Source organism: Corynebacterium lipophilum (assembly GCF_024102595.1).
Classification (GTDB): Bacteria; Actinomycetota; Actinomycetes; order Mycobacteriales; family Mycobacteriaceae; genus Corynebacterium; species Corynebacterium pseudogenitalium.
Window position 1 is genome coordinate 262,051 of the sequence record NZ_JAEUWV010000002.1, and the last position, 21,348, is coordinate 283,398.

Here is a 21,348-nt window from a genome sequence, read left to right on the forward strand (position 1 = left end):
ATCGTGTTTCAAAGAATACGCTACAGTGAGGTGCGAAAAGGCCCATCAGCATTTCCTGAGGGGTCAAAGAGTGAAGGAGCGTTCCGTAGTTTTCACTACAGGGGTGCTCCCTCTTTAATTGCTTCCACACCAGCAACGTGAGACCGGGTCTTAAGGGACATTTTGTGTGTAAATACGGCTTCGCCGTCGTCAACCAGGTAGCTTTGTGGGCAACATGACCGGTTCCGCTGCCCGCCTCGGTGGGAGTCCAGGGCCGGTCTTCGATTTTCGGTGAACAGGCGTACTGCCTCCACAGGTTGCGCAGGCGCTGCCGTTCTAGGCAACCAATACTCTCCCCACGGGGTGTCGCTGGGGCATAATATTGCCCATGTCGACATTCACTGATGCCATCGAAGAACTCCGCAAGCTGCCGTCGAAGTCAGAGCAGGGTCTGGCGTTTGAAAAGTTGATGGTCAACTATTTCAAGACAGACCCGACGCTGTCCAGTGAATACTCTGAGGTGTACCGCTGGGTGGACTGGCCGTTCAACGGCGGCAAGGCGGACGTGGGGATTGACCTCGTCGCGAAGCGGATGGATGACGGCGAGTGGACGGCAATTCAGTGCAAGTTTTACCTGCCTACGACGCATATCCAGAAGGGGCAGCTGGATTCGTTTTTTGAGGCATCGGGGCGCTCGTTCCACACTGATCGCGGGGTGGAGCAGTTTGCGAACCGTCTGATTATTTCAACGACGGACCGTTGGTCGTCGAATGCTGAGGCGATGTTGGAGAACCAGTTGATCGCCACGAACCGGATCGGCACGTCGGCGATTGCGGAGTCCCCGATTAACTGGGATATCGCCTACCCAGGCAGTGAGATGTCGGTGAACCTCACCTTGCGGGAGACGTTTGAGCCACGCCCACATCAGGCGACGGCGATTGAAAAGTCGCTGGAGGGGTTCAAGGCGCACGATCGCGGCAAGCTGATTATGGCCTGCGGTACGGGCAAGACGTTTACGGCGCTGCGCTTGGCTGAGCGTTTTGCGGAGGAGCACTATGGCAAGGCGCGAGTGTTGTTTTTGGTGCCGTCGATTAGTTTGTTGTCGCAGTCGTTGAAAGAGTGGACTGCGCAGGCACGGATGGATCTTCGCAGTTACGCGGTGTGCTCCGATAGCAAGGTGGCGCGCAAGGCGGAGGATATCGCCTCATATGACCTTGAGGTGCCGGTGTCCACGAACGGCGCGGACATCGCAGAGCGGTTGTCGAAGCGCAAGCGCGCGGCTGGGTTGAGCGTCGTGTTTTCGACGTACCAGTCGCTGCCCGCGATCCACGACGCGCAAGAAGCTGGCCTCGAGGAGTTCGATCTTGTCATTTGCGACGAGGCCCACCGCACCACAGGGGCCACGCTCGCTGGGGAGGACCCGTCAAACTTCTCCCGCATCCACGACAGTGACTACATCAAGGCGAAGAAGCGCCTGTACATGACTGCCACTCCCCGACTTTTCGACGAGACCGTGAAAGGCAAGGCCGTCGAGCATTCGGCGGAGCTCTACTCCATGGATGACGAGGCCGTGTATGGCCCTGAGTTTCACCGGTTGGGGTTCGGAGAGGCCGTCGATAAGGGGTTGTTGACGGACTACAAGGTGCTCATCATGACTGTGGATGAGTCGCTGGGTGCCGATGCGATGGGCAAGTTCAATGCCGCTGGTGGCAAGGACATTAACTTAACGACGGGCTCCGCGATGATCGGCGTTTGGAATGCGTTGGCGAAGCGCTCGGGAGGTTTGCAGGGCAAGAAGGGCGGCTTCGATGAGGGCGCGGAGCCGATGCACCGCACGGTGGCGTTCGCGAAGGATATTAAGACGTCGAAGGCGATTACGGAGGCGTTCCCCCTGCTGGTGAAGTCGCATCGCGAGCTGCTGCAGGAAAAGGCGGTGATGAACGACATTCAGACGTTGAATATTGATCTTGATGTGCAGGCGCAGCACGTCGACGGCGCGATGAACGCCCTGGAGCGCAACACGAAGCTGACGTGGCTTGAATCCGACATGCCGACGAATGAATGCCGCGTGCTCACAAACGCCAGGTGCCTTTCGGAGGGTGTCGACGTCCCCGCCCTCGATTCGGTGGTGTTTTTCAACCCGCGCAATTCGATGGTGGACGTGGTGCAGTCCGTTGGTCGCGTGATGCGGAAGGCGGAAGGCAAGGACTACGGCTACATCATTTTGCCGGTGGCGGTGGCGCCGGATACATCGCCGTCGGAGGCGCTGAACGACAACCAGCGTTTCAAAGTTGTGTGGCAGATCCTCAACGCGTTGCGTGCACACGACGACCGCTTTAACGCCAAGGTGAACTCGATTGCGCTCAACGAGAACGTGCAGGATGATTTGCCGATTTCCGTCCAGCCAGTTGTTGATCCTGCGCAGGAGGCGAAGAAGAAACTCGCGAACAGTGAGCGGACCGAGGCCCACGAATCCGACCAGGTGACAGCCCAGCAGATCGCGTTGTTCTCGCTTGAGCAGTGGCAGGAAGCGATCTACACCAAGCTGGTGGACAAGGTGGGTACCCGCACCTACTGGGAGGATTGGGCCGACGACGTCGCGGACATCTCCAAGGCGCAGGTCACCCGCATCCGCGCGCTGCTTGACCAGGCGGATGCGACACTGCGTGGTGAGTTCGACACCTTCGTCGAGGGCCTGCGCGGTAACCTCAACGACTCGATCTCTGAGGACGAGGCGATCAGCATGTTGTCGCAGCACCTGATTACCGCCCCAGTGTTTGATGCCCTGTTTAGCGAGCACGATTTCGCCGCCCACAACCCGGTCTCCCAGGTCATGCAGCGCATGGTTGATGCCCTCGACAATAGTGACCTGGATGCCGAGACTGACTCGTTGGAGAAGTTCTACGCCTCGGTGCGTGTGCGCGCATCTGAGGTCACGAGTGCATCCGGGAAGCAGCAGGTGATTAAGGAACTCTACGAGCGCTTCTTCAAAAAGGGATTCAAGCGCGACGCCGACAAGCTGGGCATTGTGTATACCCCGGTGGAGATCGTGGACTTTATCCTGCGCGCCGCCGACGATGTGTCGAAGAAGCACTTCGGCCGCGGTTTAACCGACGAGAGCGTGCATATCCTGGATCCGTTTACGGGCACCGGCACGTTTATGGTGCGCCTGTTGCAGTCCGGGTTGATTGATCCGAAGGATCTAGCCCGCAAGTACGCCAACGAGTTGCACGCCACCGAGATCATGCTGCTGGCTTACTACGTCGCGGCCGCCAACATCGAGACGACGTTTAACGCGTTGCTGGCCGAGGCAGCCAAACGCTCGGAAAGCGCACCCCCCCCCCCGCTACGTTTCCTTCGAGGGCATCGCGCTTGCCGATACGTTCCAGATCCACGAGGAAGGAGACATCCTCGACCTCACGGTATTCAGAAACAACAACGAGCGCATCGTTCGGCAGAAGGAAGCCCCGATCAACGTCATCGTGGGCAATCCGCCGTACTCATCGGGTCAGAAAAAAGCGAATGACAACAACGCGAACCTGAAGTACCCGACGCTGGATGCGCGTATCGCGGAGACGTACGCGGCGAAGTCAACGGCGACGAATAAGAACTCGCTATACGACTCATATTTGCGCGCATTCCGGTGGGCGACGGACCGAATCGGGGATCATGGCGTCGTGGCGTTTATCGCAAATAACGGCTGGGTAGACGGCAACACCGGAGATGGTGTCCGCCTGTCGATGGCCGAGGATTTCACCGACCTCTATGTTTTCAATCTGCGCGGCAACTCTTTGGGTGGTGGCGAACAAGCCAAGCGTGAGGGCGACAATGTCTTTGATATCCGGGTTGGCGTTGCGGTGCTGATCGGTGTGAAGGATCCTTCCAAGACCGGCTTCCACCTGCATTACGCGCAGACTCCTGACTATCAGAAGCGTAAAGAGAAGCTGGCGTTTGCCGAGAATGCGTCAATTGACCGGATTAAGTGGCGTTCAATCACGCCGAATCAGCACGGTGACTGGCTAAATCAGCGTAGTGCCGAGTTTGGGACATGGCCCGTGATCGGCGAGAAGAAGAGCGACGAAACAACATTCTTCACAACGTATTCCTCAGGACTAAAGACAGGTCGCGACTCGTGGTCTTATTCGTCTTCTACCCCACAACTCGTAGAAAACATCGAGACGCACGTTGCGAACTACGATCAGGCGCAAGTTGTGTTGCGAAGCGAAGGGTTCGAGCAAAACAAGCGGGGTGTTGATGCGTTGTTTGCACAGCACCCGGAGCTGATCGACAGCACGAAGGGTTCATGGAATGTAAATCTCAAGCAAGAACTCTCTCGAGGAACAGAAATCACGCTTGATACGGACCGTGCCTACACCTCGATGTACCGTCCCTTCTTTAAGCAACGGAGCTACTTCGCGAAGGAACTGATCGATAGGCAGTACCAGTTGCCGTCGATATTCCCGACGCAGCACCACCACAGCATTGGGTTTGCCCAGATGACCGTGGGCGCAGTGAAGCCTTACAGTATTTTTGCAGCTGATATGCTCCTTGACCTTAATCTGTTTGGTTCAGAAGGGACACAGTTCTTCCCCCGCTTCACCTGGGAGCCCGTGGACGCTGGGGATGGTGGGTTGTTTGGCGAAGGGGCGTCGATAAGCGAAGGCGAAACCTCGATCTATGGGCAGATTGGTGAGGTCGTTGCGGGGTATGTGCGCAAGGACAACATCACCGACGCGATCAAGGCTGTCTACCGTGACGCGCTGGGTGCCGATGTCACTGGTGACGACATCTTCCACTTCGTCTACGGCAAGCTGCACGACCCGAACTATCGGGAGGCGTACGCGACGGACTTGAAAAAGATGCTGCCGCACATTGAGACACCGGGAACGCGGGAAGAGTTCGACAAGTTTGCGCGCGCCGGCAAGGAACTCATGGACCTGCACGTCGGATACGAGGACGTGGAGCCATACCCGCTGGACATCACGGTCAAGGGCGACGAGTCCGACCCGGATACCTGGCGTGTGTTGAAGATGAAGTGGGCACGCAAGAAGGACCCCGAGACCGGGAAGAACATCAACGACGTGACCAAGTTGATTTACAACAAGCGCGTGACCATCACCGGTATCCCGGCTGAGGCTGATGAGTACATGCTGGGGTCACGCTCTGCGCTGGCGTGGCTGATTGATCGCTACCAGGTGAAGAAGGACAAGGCGTCCGGGATTGTCAACGACCCGAACGATTGGGCCGATGAGGTTGGCAACCCGCGCTACATCGTGGATCTGATTGGCAAGGTCACGCGGGTTGCGGTGGAGACGGTGCGGATCGTGGAGGGGCTGCGAGAATAACGCCGTTTGCTTCATTGACAGTTGAGGCTCGAGAGCGTGGCTTCATCACGGATGATCGAAAAGCGGTGCGGTGGCCCCTCAGTCGTCAGGTTGACCTTGAACACCTCACCGAAGATCCGGGCCGTAGCGGACGTGTCATCCACCTCGACCTCAACTCATCAACCGCACCCTCAAGTCTGCATGCGTCTTTAGCGTCTTTAGACGCTTTCCTGGCGTCATCACCAATCTTCAAACCGAAAGAGGAGTCAGCCATGAGAGGCGTATCCCCCACTTGAGCCATGTAGCTTTTAGGCTACACTTGGGCGTGTGGAGATCATTTCCAGCAGCTTGTTTGACGCCTGGTTAGGTGAGCTAAAAGACAAACATGCTCAGCGACGCATTTTGTATGCAATAGCCCGATGCGAAGCACACGGAAGAATGATTGGAGACATCAAACCCGTTGGCGAGAAGGTTAGCGAGATGAGATTTCATTTCGGGCCCGGCTATCGGGTGTACTACACCCGACTAGGCGCAATAACGGTTTTCCTGCTGGCCGGAGGAGATAAATCCAGCCAGGATAAAGATATTCGAACCGCTCAAAAGCTCGCACAACAGGTAAGGGAGGAACAGTCGTGAAGGAAGTAACATTTTCAGCGTTCGATGCAAGCAAATATCTCGATAGCCAAGAAGCAGTGAACGATTACCTGGCTATCGCACTCGAAGACGGCGATACGAAAACCGTACAGGTGGTTTTGCGTGACATTGCAAGGGCACACGGCATGAGCCAGCTCGCTAAAGAGACTCAACTCAACCGTGAATCCCTCTACAAGTCACTATCAAAAGACGGTAACCCGTCCTTTGCGGCTATCACGAAAATCATGAAAGCCCTGGGACTCAAAATAACTCTCGCTACACAAAATGCCTAGATACCTACTGGAATCACATCACCAATAAACCAAACGTGCCTCTGCTCAGCCCGTCCGGCCTCTATCCGCCGATCAGTGGTGGATCGCGGATTTCACGTATGTGCACACCAGCTGCGGTTTCAGCTACGTGGCTTCTGTCACCGACGTATTCACCCGTGAGATCCTGGCGTATGTCGTGGACACCCGAGCCACGAAATCTTTGGCCATCCGTGCGCTGCGACAGGCACTGGCACTACGCCAGCGCCAGGACCCGTACTTTGAGTCGGCCGGGGTGCCCCATCACTCGGGCGGGCTCACAGTACACTCCCACACATCTCCGCCGTCTGCTTGCCGTCCATCAGATAGACGGGTCCATCGGCACTGTCGGCGACGCCTACGACAACGGTCTGATGGAGTCAACGATCGGGCTGTACAAGTCTGAACTCATTGATTTCGAGGCAGAGACGTGGACGAACTGGGGGGGGAGGTGGAACGCGCCACAGCCGGATGGGTCCACTGGTACAATCACGAGCGGTTGCATTCCTCGCTCGGGCATATCCCGCCGATCAAGCACTACACCAACTACCAACGAGAAAACCACGCAGGCCTTCACGCCGCGTAACACGCCACTCTCAAAAAGTCAGGCCGATTCACAACACCAGCAGAAGGATGCTCTTTGACGAGTTTGAACGCGGCGTACTAGGCGAACTTCCCACATCACCGTGGCAGCATACCGAATGGAAACGCGCGAACATCGCCCCCAACTTCCACATCACCGTCAACACTGCACGTTACTTAAGTGCCTTACCAGCTTGTCGGCCGGACTGTCGATGTACGTATCACTGGCAATGAAGTAACCGTCTTTGATGCCGGGCAGCGTGTTGCAACCCACCGGCTTGCCCAAGCCCGGGGGATCTATGTCACCGATGTGGATCATATTCCGGCCAACATGGCTGATACCACAGGATTGTGGACCAGTGAGTACTTCTACCGTGAAGCAGCCAAGATCGGGCCAGCAACCCGGACAGTCATCGAAGAACTCATCAGCGCAAAGGCAATCCCTGCCCAGGCGTATCAGTCGTGGCGAAACGTACTGAATATGGGCAAACACGCCAATAAGGTGATCTTGGAACAAGCCTGTGCACGCCTGATCGCACCTGATGGCGCAAGGCGGGCCGTGTCGTATACCGCGGTGAAAAACATGATGGCCGCGGTACGCAAAGACCAATCAACCCGCCCGACAGGCCATGACCTGCCAGCCACGACACCGCCTGAAACACCACCGGTGGAACACGCACGCGATACCCGCGGCGCATATCTGGGTAGGTCTGCCCAGTTCAGTATGGAAAACCTCACGAAGAAAGGACCTCTACAGTCATGACACAGCCACAACCAGCATCAGCATCAGCGCGCTTTCTTGATGAATCGATCCTGCCTGTCTTCACCGATCTACGTATGACGGCGTTTGGCCGAACCGTGATTGATATTGCAGCAGATCCCATCTTCGACTCGTGGAGCTTTTCTGACAAGGTGCTCTACGCGCTCGATAAAGAAGTCGCGGCCAAGCGTGAACGACGAGTCAACAAATTACTCAAGGCATCCCGATCGCCAAATCTCGATGCGTGTATCGAAGACATCACCTACGCACCCGGCCGCAACCTCAACAAAGAGCAAATCACCAGACTCGCTCACTGCCAATGGTGTCAAAAAGCGCAAAGCATTGTCATCCTCGGCAAATCATCCGTCGGCAAAACCTACCTGGCCCAAGCACTACTTACCGCTGCGTGCAGAAACGACTACTCTGCTCGTTTCTTCCGCACAGACACCCTGGCTAACCAGCTGATGGTGCTACGCCATGATGACACAGCACGCATGGAGTTTCTTCAAGATCTCCACCTGGCTGATGTACTCGTGCTTGATGACTTCTTAACAACGCCGATTGATGCTGCCACAGCACACCAGCTGCTCAACATTCTTGTTGAGCGTGAACACCGGGGTTCAACCATTGTCACCTCCCAGTGCACGCCCGATGAGTGGTACAAGTCCATCCCGGATGCTGTCCTCGCCGAGTCGATACTGAATCGGCTTGTCGTTGGTGCTGAGATCATCACGCTTCAAGGTCCGAACATGCGCTTAGAAGCCAATACGCAGTAGCGGCTCATAGTCAACGCCCGGGTGTTACCCGATACTCACCCGGGCGTTACTGGATACTCACCACGGTGTTACTAAATCCGTGGTCCTAACAGCTATCGCGTCCCCATTCGTGGCCATGTCTCAGTCGTTTAGCAAGCAGGCGAATACGCTCTGGTACGAGATTTTCGATGTCGTCAAAGCCAACTCGCTGGTGGACTACTCGGGGCCGACTCCTGCGGATAACGTGATGGAACGGCTACTTCAGGCACGCTCATAGTTATTGGCGTAGTGCGGGTGCGGTGTGGGCGTAGATGACGACCACTGCAATCAAGGCGATACAGACGGCGAAGGGTGCCAGCGGGTTCCACCCGTAAAGGGCGGTCGAAGCCAGCGGGGCAATCGCGTACGCCAACCCATTATTAGCGTTGATGATGCCAGCCACTGCGCCTTGCTCATCTGCACTCATCTTCAAGGTTGGGCCAGTGTTGTACCCGGGCATCGCCAGTCCCATACCTACCCCCAGCACGATACACCCGACAACCAGTAAAGCGTGCGAGGAGGTAGGCCAAATGAGCACAGTTGCAACTAGTGTAATGGCCAGACCAGTACGTAAAAGCTTCGCTGCTCCCCACCCTGTCTTTGGAGCAATCACCGCTTGGGCAATGATCATGGTCACGCCCATGATGGTCAGGTAAATCGCGGAAATACCTGCGGTCGCAGTTGCCGACAGGGCGAAGCGGTCTTGGACAGTGAATCCAAAAATCGTAGCAACAGAAGAAAACACAAGAAACATCACCAGACCAGTTGCTAGCCAGGGAGCTACACGCGGATCAGTGAAGCGAATCCGTTGAGGCTTTGCAAAAAGTTGCCCTCGGCTTTGAGGTGCGAAACTCACCAAGAGAACAACCAGACCAATCACCATCACAACGGGCATGACCACCAAGGGCAAGAGCAGGCCACCAGCAGCGGCTAACACACCTCCAGTAACACCTCCAACAATGGAGGCCATCCCTTGAGCCGCTCCGATCATGCCCAGTGCTTTTACCCGCCCGTTCTCGCTGGCAGCATGCGTGACCAGGTGGGCTTGCGCGGTCGGGGCGATCGCTGAAATCCCTCCACCATAGAGCAAACCACGAGTGATCACAACACCAAAAACTAGTCCGACACCGCCAACTACCTGGTTCATCCCCAGGTAGGAGACAATACCGAAGGCGCTCAAAGCGATGATCGCGATCACAAGCCCGGCAGCGAGTACACGTTTAGCGCCGACACGTTGGGAAGCTCGCCCCCAATAAGCACTCAAGCTCGCTAGTACAATCGCTGCCAAAGAGATAGTGGCGCCAATATGCCATTCCCGCAATCCCATCTGTCGTGACAGTGGCGCGATGATCGGATTGAGAATCATTTGCCCCATAAAGGCGAGAAAAACGATTCCCACTACCAGGTTTGCTTGCGCTCCTGGATCAATAGAGCTCTGTGTCGGCTTATTACTACGAGGGTCGGGCATCACTACACTCCATTACTAGAACACTGTTTCACTTAGGGATATTGTAGAATGGTGTTCTAGTAAGGGTCAAGGAATAAGTTAGGGTCACCTTATGAACACTGCGCTAACGGGGCGAAGGGCTGGGCTATCACGCGAGCTGATTGTCAAACAAGCTGTACAGTTAAGCGCGATCAGTGGCGTTGAGGGATGGTCAGTACGGGACATTGCCCGTGAACTGGGCGTGGTTCCCTCAGTGATTTATCATTATTTTCCAAACAAGGAAGCCATTTGTGATGCTGTTGTAGACCGGGTATGTGTCGGGATTGAAGTTCCCGACCCGGACCTTGAATGGAAAGCCTGGTTTCGAGCTATGGCTCACAATCTACGCCCCGCATTGTTAGCATATCCGGGGATTACCGACAGGTTCGCGCGGGGCAAGTTCACCGAACAGTTTTTGCCGATGATCGATGGAGCCTGGGCCAAACTACAAGAAGCTGGGTTTGGTGACAATTCGCCTGTGGCCTACACAATTATCGCGAACTCGATCATCCACACGATCGGAGCGAGAAACCTGCGCGCATCCAATCAAATCCAGCCTCGCCACAACCTGCACGAAATGCTTGTCAGGCTTGAGCCTATGATGGCTCAATCTGTTGGACTGACCAGTATTGTCAACTCTTACCTGGAGCCTCTCTCACACCCTGATGAAGAAGAAGCGATGTCCGAGGAATACTACGACCTCGTCATCGATGTGATTCTAGACGGCATCGAACACACCCTGCTGCCTTAACTCTGACCCACTTCTCAATCATCGTCTTAGTGAGCGCCCGCACAGCTGTGTACTTCAACACAGCGGATGTAGCCCAGTTGATAAGCCGGGTCAGTTCACGTTCACCCCCGCGTTCTCATGGTCACGGAGACGGTTAAGTAGTTCTTCCTGATACGGATTATTCATGGTGTGCCCTTCATCCAGGTATGGGTAAAGGGGGGCCAGGGCACACACCCTGACCCCTTCGCTGTCTGCTACGGGCTAGCGTCTACTCGGTAGCACCCGCCGTGGTCGGCTCCACCACATCCTGTTCAGCCGTCGCCAGCGCCTCCGGGCGGATCACGGAACCGCCGTACACCTGGAGGCCCGTAATCGCACGGGTGAAACGGAACGGCAGCATGGACGATTCCTCCACCTCCGTGATCTGGTAGCCGAACGGGGTAGCCATCGGGTGGCCCACAATGACCACCTCACGGCCCGCCACCGTCGGCACCGTCGGCGCGGAAATGATGCGGAACCCGAGCAGGCGACCAATCTCACCGTTCAAGAGATTGCTGTTGTTCACTGCCTTGTCCAGGCGCTCGTCGTACAGCAACGCCGATTCCATCTCCGGGCCAACCATCACGAAACGGTCAGTCTTCGGAACCGAAGTGGCGTTGAGTTTCTTACGCAGCGCCACCAGCGTCTTGTACGCGTCCTTCTTCTCAATGTCGAGCGGGAGGGTGCCCACCTTGTTGGAGTTCTTCACTCCGTCCTTCATGAGCTTGCCGATGTAGGTATCGACCTGCTCGGACATGCCTTCCTCTGCCTCGCTGACTGCCTCCGGCTTCACGTCCAGAGCAGACTGGACGGAAGATACCAGCGGAATCTTGAAGTTGAAGTAGTCGCCCTGGTCGGTCTTGAACTTACGCTCTCCGAACTCGACATCTTCAACAATCATGTCTTCGGACTCGTCGTACTTACGGATGGTGGGGACGGCCAAGGTTGGAGACAACAACCTCGTCACCCTTGCCCTTGATTTCACCTTCGAATTCGCGGTTCGTCACGCCTTCCTGCGCGAATGCCCAGGTCTCCTTGAGCGGCTGCATGAGCGCGGACGCGACAACGGGGCCAATTACCGGATCCCAGTTCTTGTGGGACTGTGGAGTTGCCATAGTGTGTTCCTCCTAGTGGAAACTGTTAGCGGCTGATACGGCCTTCCTCCACTGCCTTGTTGATTTCCTCAAACTTGCCCTGTGCGTACAGGCGGTTGAGGTCATCGGCGGTGAGGATTCGGCCATCGTTGTTGTTCGTGGGGCTGGGGTTCCGCTGGTGCGGGGTGCTACCCCACCCGCCTTGAACTGTGGGAATGAGTTGAGCGTGTTGGTGACGAGTTCGCCAGCCTTACTGTCCCACTCGTCGCTGCCCCACTTCGGGAGATCACCTACACCACGGAGATACGGCACAAGCATGTCGGGGGCTGCCCCGTTTTCCTTCGCCAGCTTGCGTAGGGTGTTGTCCTCGCGCATTCGGTCGAGTTCGGCCTGGAGCTTGTCACGCTCGGCTTCTCGTTCCTGCGCGGCGGCCTTGGCCTGCTTGATTTGTTCCTCCGAGTCTTCGTCGGACGGTTCAAAACCGAGTACCTGCGCGAGTTTCTTCAACGTCGCTGCCTGTTCTTCCGCCTGCTTCGCCTTCACTCGGCGGTCGCCGTTCTCGTTCTTCAACTTGCGGTTTTCCGCTTCGTATCGGGCGAGCTGCTTACGTAGCGCGTCAAGGTCTACGGCTTCGTCCGCCTCGTTGGCCTGCGCCTCGCCTAGGTGTTCACCGGCTTGGGTGTAGTTGCCCTGCTCGGTGTCGTGCTGGGCTTGCTGCGCCTTGTCAGCGGCCTGCTGTGCGAGGTCTGCGGGGGTGGTGTTTTCATCCGACATGTGGTTTGTCTCCTCATTGGGGGCTTGGGTGGTGTTCCACGCCTTGGTGGTAACGGGGAGGAGTATCGCGGAGTCAGGGTGGCGGTCAGTGTTGCGTGACGGTCACCCAGGCGGAATCGTCCTCACACACCTGCCAGTACCACTCCGGCCACGTATCAGCGTTGGAAGGCAAAGCCACAACCCCTGTAGGGGTTACCCAGGCGGGAGCGTCACCAACCACCATGGGCACTGTTTCCTCCGGCATTACCATCGCCTCGTCACCGTAAACAACCACCCGGTTAGACCACAGGCGTTCGGGCAGCGCCTCCCTAGCGCGCTCCACCGCCCGTGCTGCAACGTCAATCAACGCTAATCACCGCCAAAACTTCATCCGTAGGTGTCAAATCGTCCGTGCGCATCATCGTCAGCGAACCCGCCTTCAACTTCTTCAACCGTTCGTCAACATTGATTAGTCCATCTGATGACTGGCCCTCAAACCACTTGATCTCGCCGTCCTCTTTAACCCAGTTCCAGATATGGCCGCTCCTAGTGTGTGCACGGCACGTACCGGGACATCATCGCGGGGTTCCTCGGGACGGTCGAAGGGTTATAGAGCGTGGCGTGGGGTCGGATTGGCCGTTTTAAAAAATAATGCTTTGTTGCCTTAAGAAATCAAACTCTGTCATGCACTGCACTCCCAAACCATTGGCAACGTCAGGCAGCTTGACCCGCGTTTGTTTTCGCGGACTCGGGGTCTCGTTCGTAATCACGGTGAAGTCTCGGGCATGCGCACTCGCCACTATCCAAGAATCTGCAACGCGCAGAAATTCTCGAATTGCGCTTTCTTCATAGGGAGCATCCTTACGATCACGCACCCATTGTGTTACCGCACGATAGGAGTCAACCTCTTCTTGCGTCACAGTGAGAATCTGCGACGTAGGGACGAAGCTTCTCAGCCACTGTGACTTTTCGTCATCTCGTTTCAGCAACTCATCTTCTACAGTCTGGTGAAAATAAAACTGACCATTGGAGAAAAACGAATCGAACTGCCGCCAGTACGTTTCAAAAATGTCCCGTGGCCGATGATTGAACGCACCAATCACGATATTCGTATCGATGAGGTACATCTATGCGACCCCCTGCGCACGAGTAACCGTATTCTTCAACGTCTCGGTCTTGGCAATCCCCAGTTGACGCGAAGCCTCCTCTTCAGAAATTGCACCGTCTACATATGCCCCGGTGACGGTGTCCAAAAATCGGCCACCCAGCCGCGACTTCAACGTGACGAAAAAGTCGCCGCCTCCGCCAACAACCGGAGGCTTGAGGTTCGAGGGACGTTGCCGAAGGAATTCCTGCACTTGTGGTTTGCCAAGGCGACGCTGCCCCACCAGCGACCACAGCGCCGTATCCGCACTCACGCGGTACGCATCGTATGCCCACTGAGTTATGTTATTCAGGTCGGGATTACGGTCCCACTCCTGCAACAACGCATGCTGTGGCAGAAGCAGGGCAGCTGCAAACCTGTTACACCATCGCTCCACATCGTGATGATCATTCATGGCACCTGTGAGACCTTCTGCAGCGAGCAGTACGTGGCCTAGCTCGTGAGCAAGGCTGAAGTACTGCCCAACTTTGTAATCACTGCCGTTAACGAAGATCAAGGGATAGGGACCATCAAACAGTGTGAAAGCTCGAAACTCGTCGATGTCGAGTTTGCGGTGGTTGTTATTTCCAAGTACGGAGTTTCGCATCACTAAGACACCGCAGTGCTCAATTGCATCCGCTAATTCCAGCACATTCTCCCGACCAGTGGGCGCTTTACCCGGCCTCCATCCGACATCGGCAAGCTGGGGTAACAATGCACACACCGCATCGTCCGGGCTATCACGCAGTGTCCAGGCACCACCGAAATTTGGAGGATCAATTCCTTCCACGCGCGCAAATTCTGCATACCAGCTCAAGCGGCGCTCACAGGTATAAATCGTCTCCTTCAACGCTGGGCTGAACTCAGTTACTTTCTTACTATCCACGGTGCGAAAATCTGGGAAATCCGGCTGATCGTCCGTGGGGCCGTCGAGAAGCAAGTAACCAAACGGGATACATGCGAGCGATGCCAAGTGCTCAGCCTGACGCAGCGTCGGCGACACCTTGCCTTCCAGCCATTGCCGGACCAACCGAAAATCACTTCTTTGGGCAAGTTCTTCCACCGTGCTGCCGGTACGCTGCAGCGCCCAGCGCAGCGTCGGCTCTGCAATGTCGACTCGAACAGCCATCACTCACCTCCCGCTAGTTACGTAGTTTTTACCTTAGCGGAGGAGCCCGACAAACATCTCTGGGTAGCTACAGCTAGCAAATTGATACAAACGAGTTTTCATGCTTGTGGAACTAACCTCACGAACGCTAGGATTCATGTCAATCGTTCAGCCCGCCTCCGAGCCAAGCTCAGAGTGTGGGCTGGATTTCTTATTGCAATCTGACGGACCCCTTCGTACTCCGGCGTCGCCCCACCGTCACCGCGCTGACCTGAGCGGTGGGCAATTTCCCCTGTGGATTATTGCCGAGCCTATGGACTTCAGCGACGTCTCCAAACTATATTCGGGGCTCCCATCTGCGGATCAGTTCAAGATTGCGGAACGCCTCGAGATCTCTCCACCAGAACGACGTAAGAAACTCTCGGGGCGTCAAAAAGCGTGCCAGCCGTTGCACACAATAGCGATAGACATTTAAGATAAGGCTAACCTAAGTTACCCAATGAGGGGAGTCTCATCTTGAACGTATCCACACGGCGTCGCGTCGCAACGGGCACTGCTCTATTCGCGCTGTTCAGCACTAACATTGCGGCCGCGCACGCCTTCCCAACTATCGACGCCGCCACCGCCCCCGGCTGCACCGGCGAACTCGACACGCGGCACCCGAACCTCGGCGTGCAATTCGACGTCACCGGCCCCGACACCATCGACCCAACCAAGGACATCACGTTCAAATTGAAGGGTTCGGGAATCAACCCGGCGTCGACGCCCGGGGCGTCCAACGGCGTCTACGTGGTGCTCACGCCGACGCGGGTGTGGCGCCTCAACCACTGCTCCACCATGACCGGCGACGGCGACGCGCTCGTCGCACGCTGGATCCCCGCCGCCGTGATGGAAGAAAACGGCGGGAAGCTGGACCTCGATCTACTCGTGGAGGCAAACACGCTACAACCTGGGCAAACCTACACGGTCGGGATCATGGCGGCGCACGCCCTGGCGCTCAGCGAGCGCTACTTCGACCGCGGCGTCACCTTCAAGGTGCCGTCGGTAACAACAGACCACGTAGCGACGCCATCCAACGTCCGCGGCGAGATCGACCAGCAGCGCAACGTCACCGTCGCGTGGGACTACCCCGAGTCCGTCCCCGGCACCGCGTGGCGCGCCCAGATCGAGTGCGTCGAACACTGCACCAGTGCCAAAACACTACGCAGCCTCGACCTTTCCGACCCCAATGCCCGCACCGCCAAGTTCGACGACGCCGACCCCGGCGTCTACCAAGCCTCCGTCAACGCCAGCCGATGGGTCAACGGCAAGTTCGTCACCACAGACTTCGGGGTGTCGACGCGCTTTGTCGTAGGGGACGTCGATAAGCCGATCAGCCAGCGACTGTACGCGGCCGGCATCGCGCACGAGTACGGCGAGTACGTGGCGCCCGGCACCGACGTCACCCTGGCGAACCCCCTGGCCGCGAAGGCGAAGTGGTCGGTGACCGGGGTGAAGGACTACACCGTCGACCCCGCGACGCAGGCGCTGCGCTTCACCATGCCGACCAACCCGGTGCAGGTCGAAGTCGCAGAGGCGAAGGAGGCACCGACGACCACTCCGACCACCCCGACTTCGACGACCGCAGCGCCTACCGTGCCTGCAGCGCCTACCGTGCCTGCCGAGCCCACTGCCCCTGCTGCCCCTACCAAGTTCCCGGCCTGGGGCGCGGTGCTGATCGCGGGCGGGGCAGCCCTACTCGCCGTCGTTGCTGGCCTGGCTACCCAGTCCCCCGTGATCGCGGCGCTACTGAAGCGCCTGCAGCGTTAGATCTTCGGCAGGATGCTCGCCGCGAGCGTATGCAACGCGGCGAACCCACCCAACAGCGTGGCGATAACCCCCAGCACAATCGCCACAATCGACTCCGGGGCCATACCCTGCTGCTGCACCGACGGCATCTCGACCGGCGGCAGCACCGTCCCATCCGTCAACGTCACGACGAGCTTGCCGTCCTTATCCACCTTCACCGACGCGATACCGCGGCCGTCCTTGCCGTTGTTGCCGTCCGCGCCTGCGGCGCCTTCCTTGCCTGGGGCGCCGTCTTTTCCTGCGGTACCGTCGCGTCCATCCTTACCGTCTCGACCAGCAGGCGCGTCGCGGCCGTCACGACCATCGTGACCGTCCTTACCATCAACACCGTTGCGGCCGTCCTTGCCGTCCTTCCCCACCACTTTGCCGAGGTCCTTGGTCGTGCCGTTGGTGAAGGTCAGGATCAGGTGGCCGTCACGGTTAATCGAGGCATCGCGGATGCCGCCTTCTGGCTGCTGCCCTGGCGCTGGTGCCGGTTCCGGCTCGGCAGGCTTCTCGGGCTTCTCGCCGAGCTCCAGCGTCACAGCAAACGGCGCCGGCTTCTTCTGGTCCTCCCACCTGCTCCCGGAGTTGTAGAACCACGACCGCACCGAGTCCGTCACGTTGTTCACCAGCTCAGTCGGCCATGCATCCGGGTAGGAAATGTCCTCATCCCGCTTATAGACGACCCCTTCGTACTCCGGCGTCGCCCCCACCATCACTGTCTTGCCATCGACGGCAACGTTGGCACCCTTGAACGTCGCGACGGTGACCCGCTTCGCTTCCTTATTATTTGCTGCCTGGTTCGGGTCCGCCGAACTCACGACCGCCGTAATCTTACCGGCGCCCTCCGCATCGACCTCGAGCGCGAAGTCCTTGAAGGAGATCGTTTGCGCCCCGTTAATCGTGTAGGTCACCTGGCCGGTCCACTGCACCGACAGCGCTTTGGTGTCCTCGTCGACCCAGCCGGTCGCCTTCGTCAGCTTCAGGCTCCCATTGTTCGGCTCGGACTCGTCCACCGGGACGACGGAGACTCCCTCCCCTTCCACTGCGGCGTCCCACAGCAGGGCGCGTTTGCTCAGTTCCCACTCCAGGGTTTGGGGTTGGGCGTCAGCAAGCGGTGTTGACCCAGCGGGCTGAGCTGCGGCGACGGACGCGGCGGCCGTAGTGTCAGCCTCCTGTGCTTGGGCAGGGACGGCCAGCGGCGCGACGGCGAGACTTGCCGCGAGCACAACCGCGGGCAGCACTGGCAGCGCTGGTAGCGTGGCGTAGATCCTGCGTTGGGACTTCTTCATAAGGTTCACCCTCCTCGTGTAAATATTAGGCTTGCCTTACCTTAGTGCAATATATGGTTTGGAGTAAAGGTTTCCGGGCAGATTTTGAGGCGTTCGTTCCCGTCGACCTCTTCCGGTCGACGGGAACACCTGGCTCCGCACACGGGGAATACCGCTACATCTGGTCATCAGCGGGCCTCTGAACGATGCTGTCGCGCTCCGGCAACAGCGTAAAAAAGAAGGAACCCCTCCCGATGTTCCGACGCTTCGTCGGTATTCGGGAGAGGTTCCTTCTGCAAGAGCGCACTCGAGTCGGAGACTCTACTCGCTCTCTCGCTTGACGCGTTAACCGAGGAGCGAATAGGAAGCAAGACATCACTCACGTTTCTCAGCTAATCCCGTACCGTTTTGGTTGACGAGTCCGTTTGAGTATATAAGCAAGGCAGTTCACATCGCCCCCAAGAAGGATGAAAGTCAGATCCTCATTCATCAATACGTAACACGATAGAAAACATTCAGTTAAGCTGCGCCGACAAGTAGTGAGCTGTAAGTTTACATGCAGCTGCATTTGCCCCTTCACTCAAGGATTTACAATATTGTTCAAACGTACGACTGCAATCATGTCGGTTATAAGCATCTCCCTGGCATTGGTAACCTCTCCGGCCGATGCATTAGATATCCAAGCTGATCTTCAAACACTCTGCTCCACGCCTACAGCTATTTGGGTGCGAGGTTCGGGAGTTGAAAGAAATGATCAAAGTGTGCGGCAGATGGAGAAGTATGCCAAAGAATATCTAGGCATTGCCCCTGACAGCGCTAATCTTCTGGAACTAGGTCGATTCGTTGGAGATGGGTACGAGAATTCCGAAAAATATGCCGTGTTCGACAGGGCTGCAGCCCAAGCAGGCATCGAAGCAGCAGATGAGAGCCACCGCTCGATTCCGCCAGCGTTGACCTACCCAGCCGCCACTGTAGGTACAAAAGCCCCTGATCTAAATGAACCAGTCAAAGACGAGGCTTACTTCCATACTCCTCGTATTCTAAATTCGCTCGGTGCTCGAATCTCAGCTGGTTATGGCCACCGCTACGGGAAAAGTGTATGGACGGGCGTGGCAGAACTTACAAACCTGATCGAGCGCCGTGTAAATGTTTGCGAACAGATTGACATCACACCCAAATTCCTGCTTTTCGGCTTCTCTCAAGGTGCTCAAGTAGTTGGCGATACCATCGCCACCGACCAGGCAGTAAATGGACATCTCCTGATTGATAGCAAGAAACCGCACCGTGATTGGCCTGGAGTGGAGCCAGACAACTACGATTCCACCTTGATTGAAAGATATTCACTTGGTCTACGCCCTGACCTGCGCGAACACATTGTTTTTTCTGCCCTGCTAGGAGATCCGAAACTCCACCTTCCAGAAGGAGAATGGAAAGCTGGCGGAACTCCAGCATGCTCGGGTAAAAGCTCAAGCCTCTGGAGGCGAGGAGTTAAAAATTGCAGAACAGACAACGGGTCGTTGGAACCACGTTTGCCATACCTCAATGCGCAAGTAGACTACAAAACCGGTCTTTGGTGCAACGATAACGACTTTGTTTGTGGATCATCTAAAAACCCACTAACGCTTGAGGGCCACAAATATCACAATGACTTGGCCCGTAAGAACTCTGCTTCTGGCAGAATTCCGCTAGAAGAAGCCATGATTGAAGCGCAAATGCGCCTCAACGGCAGCATCAGCGATAACACCAGCCAGCGCACGATCCAACGAAACGTATCAATCGCATTATCTAAAAGCGAAAATCTCCTCAAGCCTAGTGAAACTACAGATGCGTCAACCCCACAAGACCTCGTATTTCTTATAGACTCCACAACCTCAATGCAACCGTACATTGAAGGTGTAAAGCAGTTCGTAAGGGAAACAGCCAAAGAACTCGACAACAGCAGCCAAACACGAATTGCGCTTGTCGAATATAAAGATCACTCAACGTACCAACCCGGCTGGGAAACCATCGAAGACTGCAAAATTCCAGCAGGAACAGTAGACACTGCCTGTGTCCTTTCTGATTTCAGCGACACCCGCGAGCACTTTCTCGACAAACTCGACGGTATCGATACCAGCCGAGGTGGTGGCGCATGGGGAGATTTTGATGAGACAGCGCTGTACGGACTGCACACCGCTTTTGAGAAGCTCGATTGGCAAAATGGCGCAACTAAGGCTGTCTTCCTTCTCACTGACGCTGGTTTCAAAGATCCCGACCCGACTACCGACAACATTAGACGCAGCCAGCTCGGTCGCGACGACTTTTACGACGGAAAGCTCACGGCGAAATACATCGCGAAGCGCTCTCTCGAAATCGATCCAGTGAACATTTACCCAATCGTTCCTAACTCTAAGCAACGCCGCTACACCGAACTTGCAGACCTAACCTCTGGCCAAGTCATCTCCATGAACGATAAGAGTCCAGAAGTCATCAAACAGGCCATCGGCGATGCCTTTGACAGAGTGCAAAATCGACCGGTTGCAAAACTCCCACAAAAAGATTATTCAGGCCAACCAAATACCGAATTTGCTTTTGACGCTGGCCTGTACTCTTACTCACCAGCGTCCGAGATCGTACGCTTCGACTACGACTTCGACGGAGACGGCACTTGGGATGTAACAGACGCCGGCGAAATCGGAACTCACATCTACAACAAAGTAGGGGATTACCAAATGCAAGTCCGTGTGACCGATGCGAATGGCCTCATCGGTTCCCACTCCGTACCAGTCCACATTGGAACTGAAACACCAAAACCCGCACCAATTGGATCTATCGACCTCGCTACCATCGACAACGGCAATTCTGCGAAACTCGAATGGGCATCAACAGCAGAGCCAAACTACGGCTGGCTCATCTCTTCCAACAGCGTGCCGCTCGCATATACTGCATCTGATCTCCGAGAAATCACAATCACAGACCTCGACCGACGCTATCCAGTCGACCTGCGAGTCACTGCAATCAACCGATACACCGAGGATGAAGACATCCAAGGAGCCTCCGCTAACAGCTTCTTGCGGCCAACTGAGGCCATCCAAATCGATAGTGACGGCAAGATCACGAACAACCCTTGGCAAGAAGGAGATAACTCTTCGCGCTCAAGCGGAAGTACAGCCAGCAGCAGTTCTAAGAACGACACTCAGAATGGCCCGACTGAGCTCTCCGCTGCCGCAATTGCTGGCATAGTGGTCAGCGTAATCGTCGCCACCGGGACCATCGGTGCACTTGTCTGGCCCTATATCGAACCACGACTTCGGCGCATGGGATTGATCTAAACTCCCACGCAGCAAGAAGCACCACACAAAAGTCTGATGGAAATAACTTCATCAGGCTTTTCGTACTCTATTACGATATTCTCTGAATAGGCGTGAGAATAGAATCTCTCCCCTGGCTAGAATGACCACCCTTCCCTCACTTGGGAACTACTTCGGTTTTTAGGCCTGTTCCGGTCGACCAGCCGTGATATTCCTCAGGCCA

The 21,348-nt window shown here is 56.4% G+C and carries 19 protein-coding genes and 2 pseudogenes; 12 read left to right on the top strand and 9 right to left on the bottom strand.

The window, feature by feature from the left end; genetic code table 11:
- The first annotated feature begins 367 nt into the window (after window positions 1–367).
- Window positions 368–5,324 (top strand): annotated as a pseudogene (locus JMN37_RS03190) (DEAD/DEAH box helicase).
- Between the two features lie 11 nt (window positions 5,325–5,335).
- Here the strand turns inward: JMN37_RS03190 and JMN37_RS11290 are convergent.
- The gene (locus tag JMN37_RS11290) at window positions 5,336–5,467 is read right to left on the bottom strand and encodes a hypothetical protein (RefSeq protein WP_255364819.1); all 132 of its coding nucleotides are present in this window, start codon (window positions 5,465–5,467) and stop codon (window positions 5,336–5,338) included.
- Window positions 5,468–5,630: 163 nt separating this feature from the next.
- On the opposite strand from JMN37_RS11290, the gene JMN37_RS03195 reads away from it, so the two are divergent.
- The 7 genes and pseudogenes from JMN37_RS03195 to JMN37_RS03215 all read left to right on the top strand — a co-directional run bounded on the left by JMN37_RS03195 (window position 5,631) and on the right by JMN37_RS03215 (window position 8,618).
- Window positions 5,631–5,939, top strand: coding sequence for a type II toxin-antitoxin system RelE/ParE family toxin (locus JMN37_RS03195; protein ID WP_070482101.1), 309 nt, complete (start codon window positions 5,631–5,633; stop codon window positions 5,937–5,939).
- A complete protein-coding gene (locus JMN37_RS03200) occupies window positions 5,936–6,229 on the top strand; it encodes an addiction module antidote protein (RefSeq protein ID WP_070362126.1) in 294 nt (97 codons plus the stop codon). Before JMN37_RS03195 ends, JMN37_RS03200 begins: the two co-directional genes overlap by 4 nt.
- A 79-nt stretch (window positions 6,230–6,308) precedes the next feature.
- Window positions 6,309–6,650, top strand: a pseudogene (locus JMN37_RS11405) (DDE-type integrase/transposase/recombinase); the annotation flags it as partial.
- A gap of 45 nt (window positions 6,651–6,695) precedes the next feature.
- Window positions 6,696–6,830, top strand: coding sequence for an integrase core domain-containing protein (locus JMN37_RS11410; RefSeq protein WP_177221753.1), 135 nt, complete (start codon window positions 6,696–6,698; stop codon window positions 6,828–6,830).
- 177 nt (window positions 6,831–7,007) lie between these two features.
- Window positions 7,008–7,589: a Mu transposase domain-containing protein gene (locus JMN37_RS03205; RefSeq protein ID WP_071572837.1), complete on the top strand. Its 582-nt coding sequence runs from the start codon at window positions 7,008–7,010 to the stop codon at window positions 7,587–7,589.
- On the top strand, window positions 7,586–8,362 hold the full coding sequence (locus JMN37_RS03210) for an ATP-binding protein (protein ID WP_252931015.1): 777 nt from the start codon (window positions 7,586–7,588) through the stop codon (window positions 8,360–8,362). The genes JMN37_RS03205 and JMN37_RS03210 overlap by 4 nt, the downstream gene beginning before the upstream one ends.
- A gap of 115 nt (window positions 8,363–8,477) precedes the next feature.
- Window positions 8,478–8,618: a hypothetical protein gene (locus JMN37_RS03215; RefSeq protein ID WP_232745367.1), complete on the top strand. Its 141-nt coding sequence runs from the start codon at window positions 8,478–8,480 to the stop codon at window positions 8,616–8,618.
- Here the strand turns inward: JMN37_RS03215 and JMN37_RS03220 are convergent, their stop codons facing one another.
- Window positions 8,619–9,848, bottom strand: coding sequence for an MFS transporter (locus JMN37_RS03220; protein WP_070495012.1), 1,230 nt, complete (start codon window positions 9,846–9,848; stop codon window positions 8,619–8,621).
- A 91-nt stretch (window positions 9,849–9,939) separates the two neighbouring features.
- Here JMN37_RS03220 and JMN37_RS03225 point away from each other — a divergent pair, with 91 nt between their 5' ends.
- Window positions 9,940–10,617 (top strand): TetR/AcrR family transcriptional regulator, encoded by a 678-nt coding sequence (locus tag JMN37_RS03225; protein ID WP_071569465.1) that lies wholly within the window; start codon window positions 9,940–9,942, stop codon window positions 10,615–10,617.
- Between the two features lie 247 nt (window positions 10,618–10,864).
- On the opposite strand, the gene JMN37_RS03230 is transcribed toward JMN37_RS03225, so the two are convergent.
- From JMN37_RS03230 to JMN37_RS03255, 6 genes are all read right to left on the bottom strand, one after another.
- On the bottom strand, window positions 10,865–11,593 hold the full coding sequence (locus tag JMN37_RS03230) for a hypothetical protein (RefSeq protein WP_177224253.1): 729 nt from the start codon (window positions 11,591–11,593) through the stop codon (window positions 10,865–10,867).
- Window positions 11,556–11,750 carry a hypothetical protein gene (locus JMN37_RS03235; RefSeq protein ID WP_071566606.1) on the bottom strand — a complete coding sequence of 65 codons (195 nt, stop codon included), beginning with the start codon at window positions 11,748–11,750 and terminating at the stop codon, window positions 11,556–11,558. The genes JMN37_RS03230 and JMN37_RS03235 overlap by 38 nt, the downstream gene beginning before the upstream one ends.
- 12 nt (window positions 11,751–11,762) lie before the next feature.
- Complete coding sequence (locus JMN37_RS03240) at window positions 11,763–12,503, bottom strand: hypothetical protein (RefSeq protein ID WP_071566607.1); 741 nt, start codon at window positions 12,501–12,503, stop codon at window positions 11,763–11,765.
- A gap of 85 nt (window positions 12,504–12,588) precedes the next feature.
- Window positions 12,589–12,849 carry a hypothetical protein gene (locus JMN37_RS03245; RefSeq protein WP_070465412.1) on the bottom strand — a complete coding sequence of 87 codons (261 nt, stop codon included), beginning with the start codon at window positions 12,847–12,849 and terminating at the stop codon, window positions 12,589–12,591.
- A 274-nt stretch (window positions 12,850–13,123) separates the two neighbouring features.
- Entirely contained in the window at window positions 13,124–13,609 is a 486-nt protein-coding gene (locus JMN37_RS03250; RefSeq protein ID WP_071569468.1) for a DUF4411 family protein, read from the bottom strand.
- Window positions 13,610–14,755 (bottom strand): ImmA/IrrE family metallo-endopeptidase, encoded by a 1,146-nt coding sequence (locus tag JMN37_RS03255; protein ID WP_071572840.1) that lies wholly within the window; start codon window positions 14,753–14,755, stop codon window positions 13,610–13,612. It abuts the gene before it with no gap.
- A 136-nt stretch (window positions 14,756–14,891) separates the two neighbouring features.
- On the opposite strand from JMN37_RS03255, the gene JMN37_RS11295 reads away from it, so the two are divergent.
- Entirely contained in the window at window positions 14,892–15,209 is a 318-nt protein-coding gene (locus JMN37_RS11295; RefSeq protein WP_255365781.1) for an Abi family protein, read from the top strand.
- 41 nt (window positions 15,210–15,250) lie between these two features.
- Entirely contained in the window at window positions 15,251–16,543 is a 1,293-nt protein-coding gene (locus tag JMN37_RS03265) for a hypothetical protein (protein ID WP_071572842.1), read from the top strand.
- On the opposite strand, the gene JMN37_RS03270 is transcribed toward JMN37_RS03265, so the two are convergent.
- Entirely contained in the window at window positions 16,540–17,856 is a 1,317-nt protein-coding gene (locus JMN37_RS03270; RefSeq protein WP_071572843.1) for an HtaA domain-containing protein, read from the bottom strand. The genes JMN37_RS03265 and JMN37_RS03270 overlap by 4 nt on opposite strands.
- 575 nt (window positions 17,857–18,431) lie before the next feature.
- On the opposite strand from JMN37_RS03270, the gene JMN37_RS03275 reads away from it, so the two are divergent.
- Window positions 18,432–21,146: a PKD domain-containing protein gene (locus JMN37_RS03275; protein WP_083433177.1), complete on the top strand. Its 2,715-nt coding sequence runs from the start codon at window positions 18,432–18,434 to the stop codon at window positions 21,144–21,146.
- Window positions 21,147–21,348: the final 202 nt, after the last annotated feature.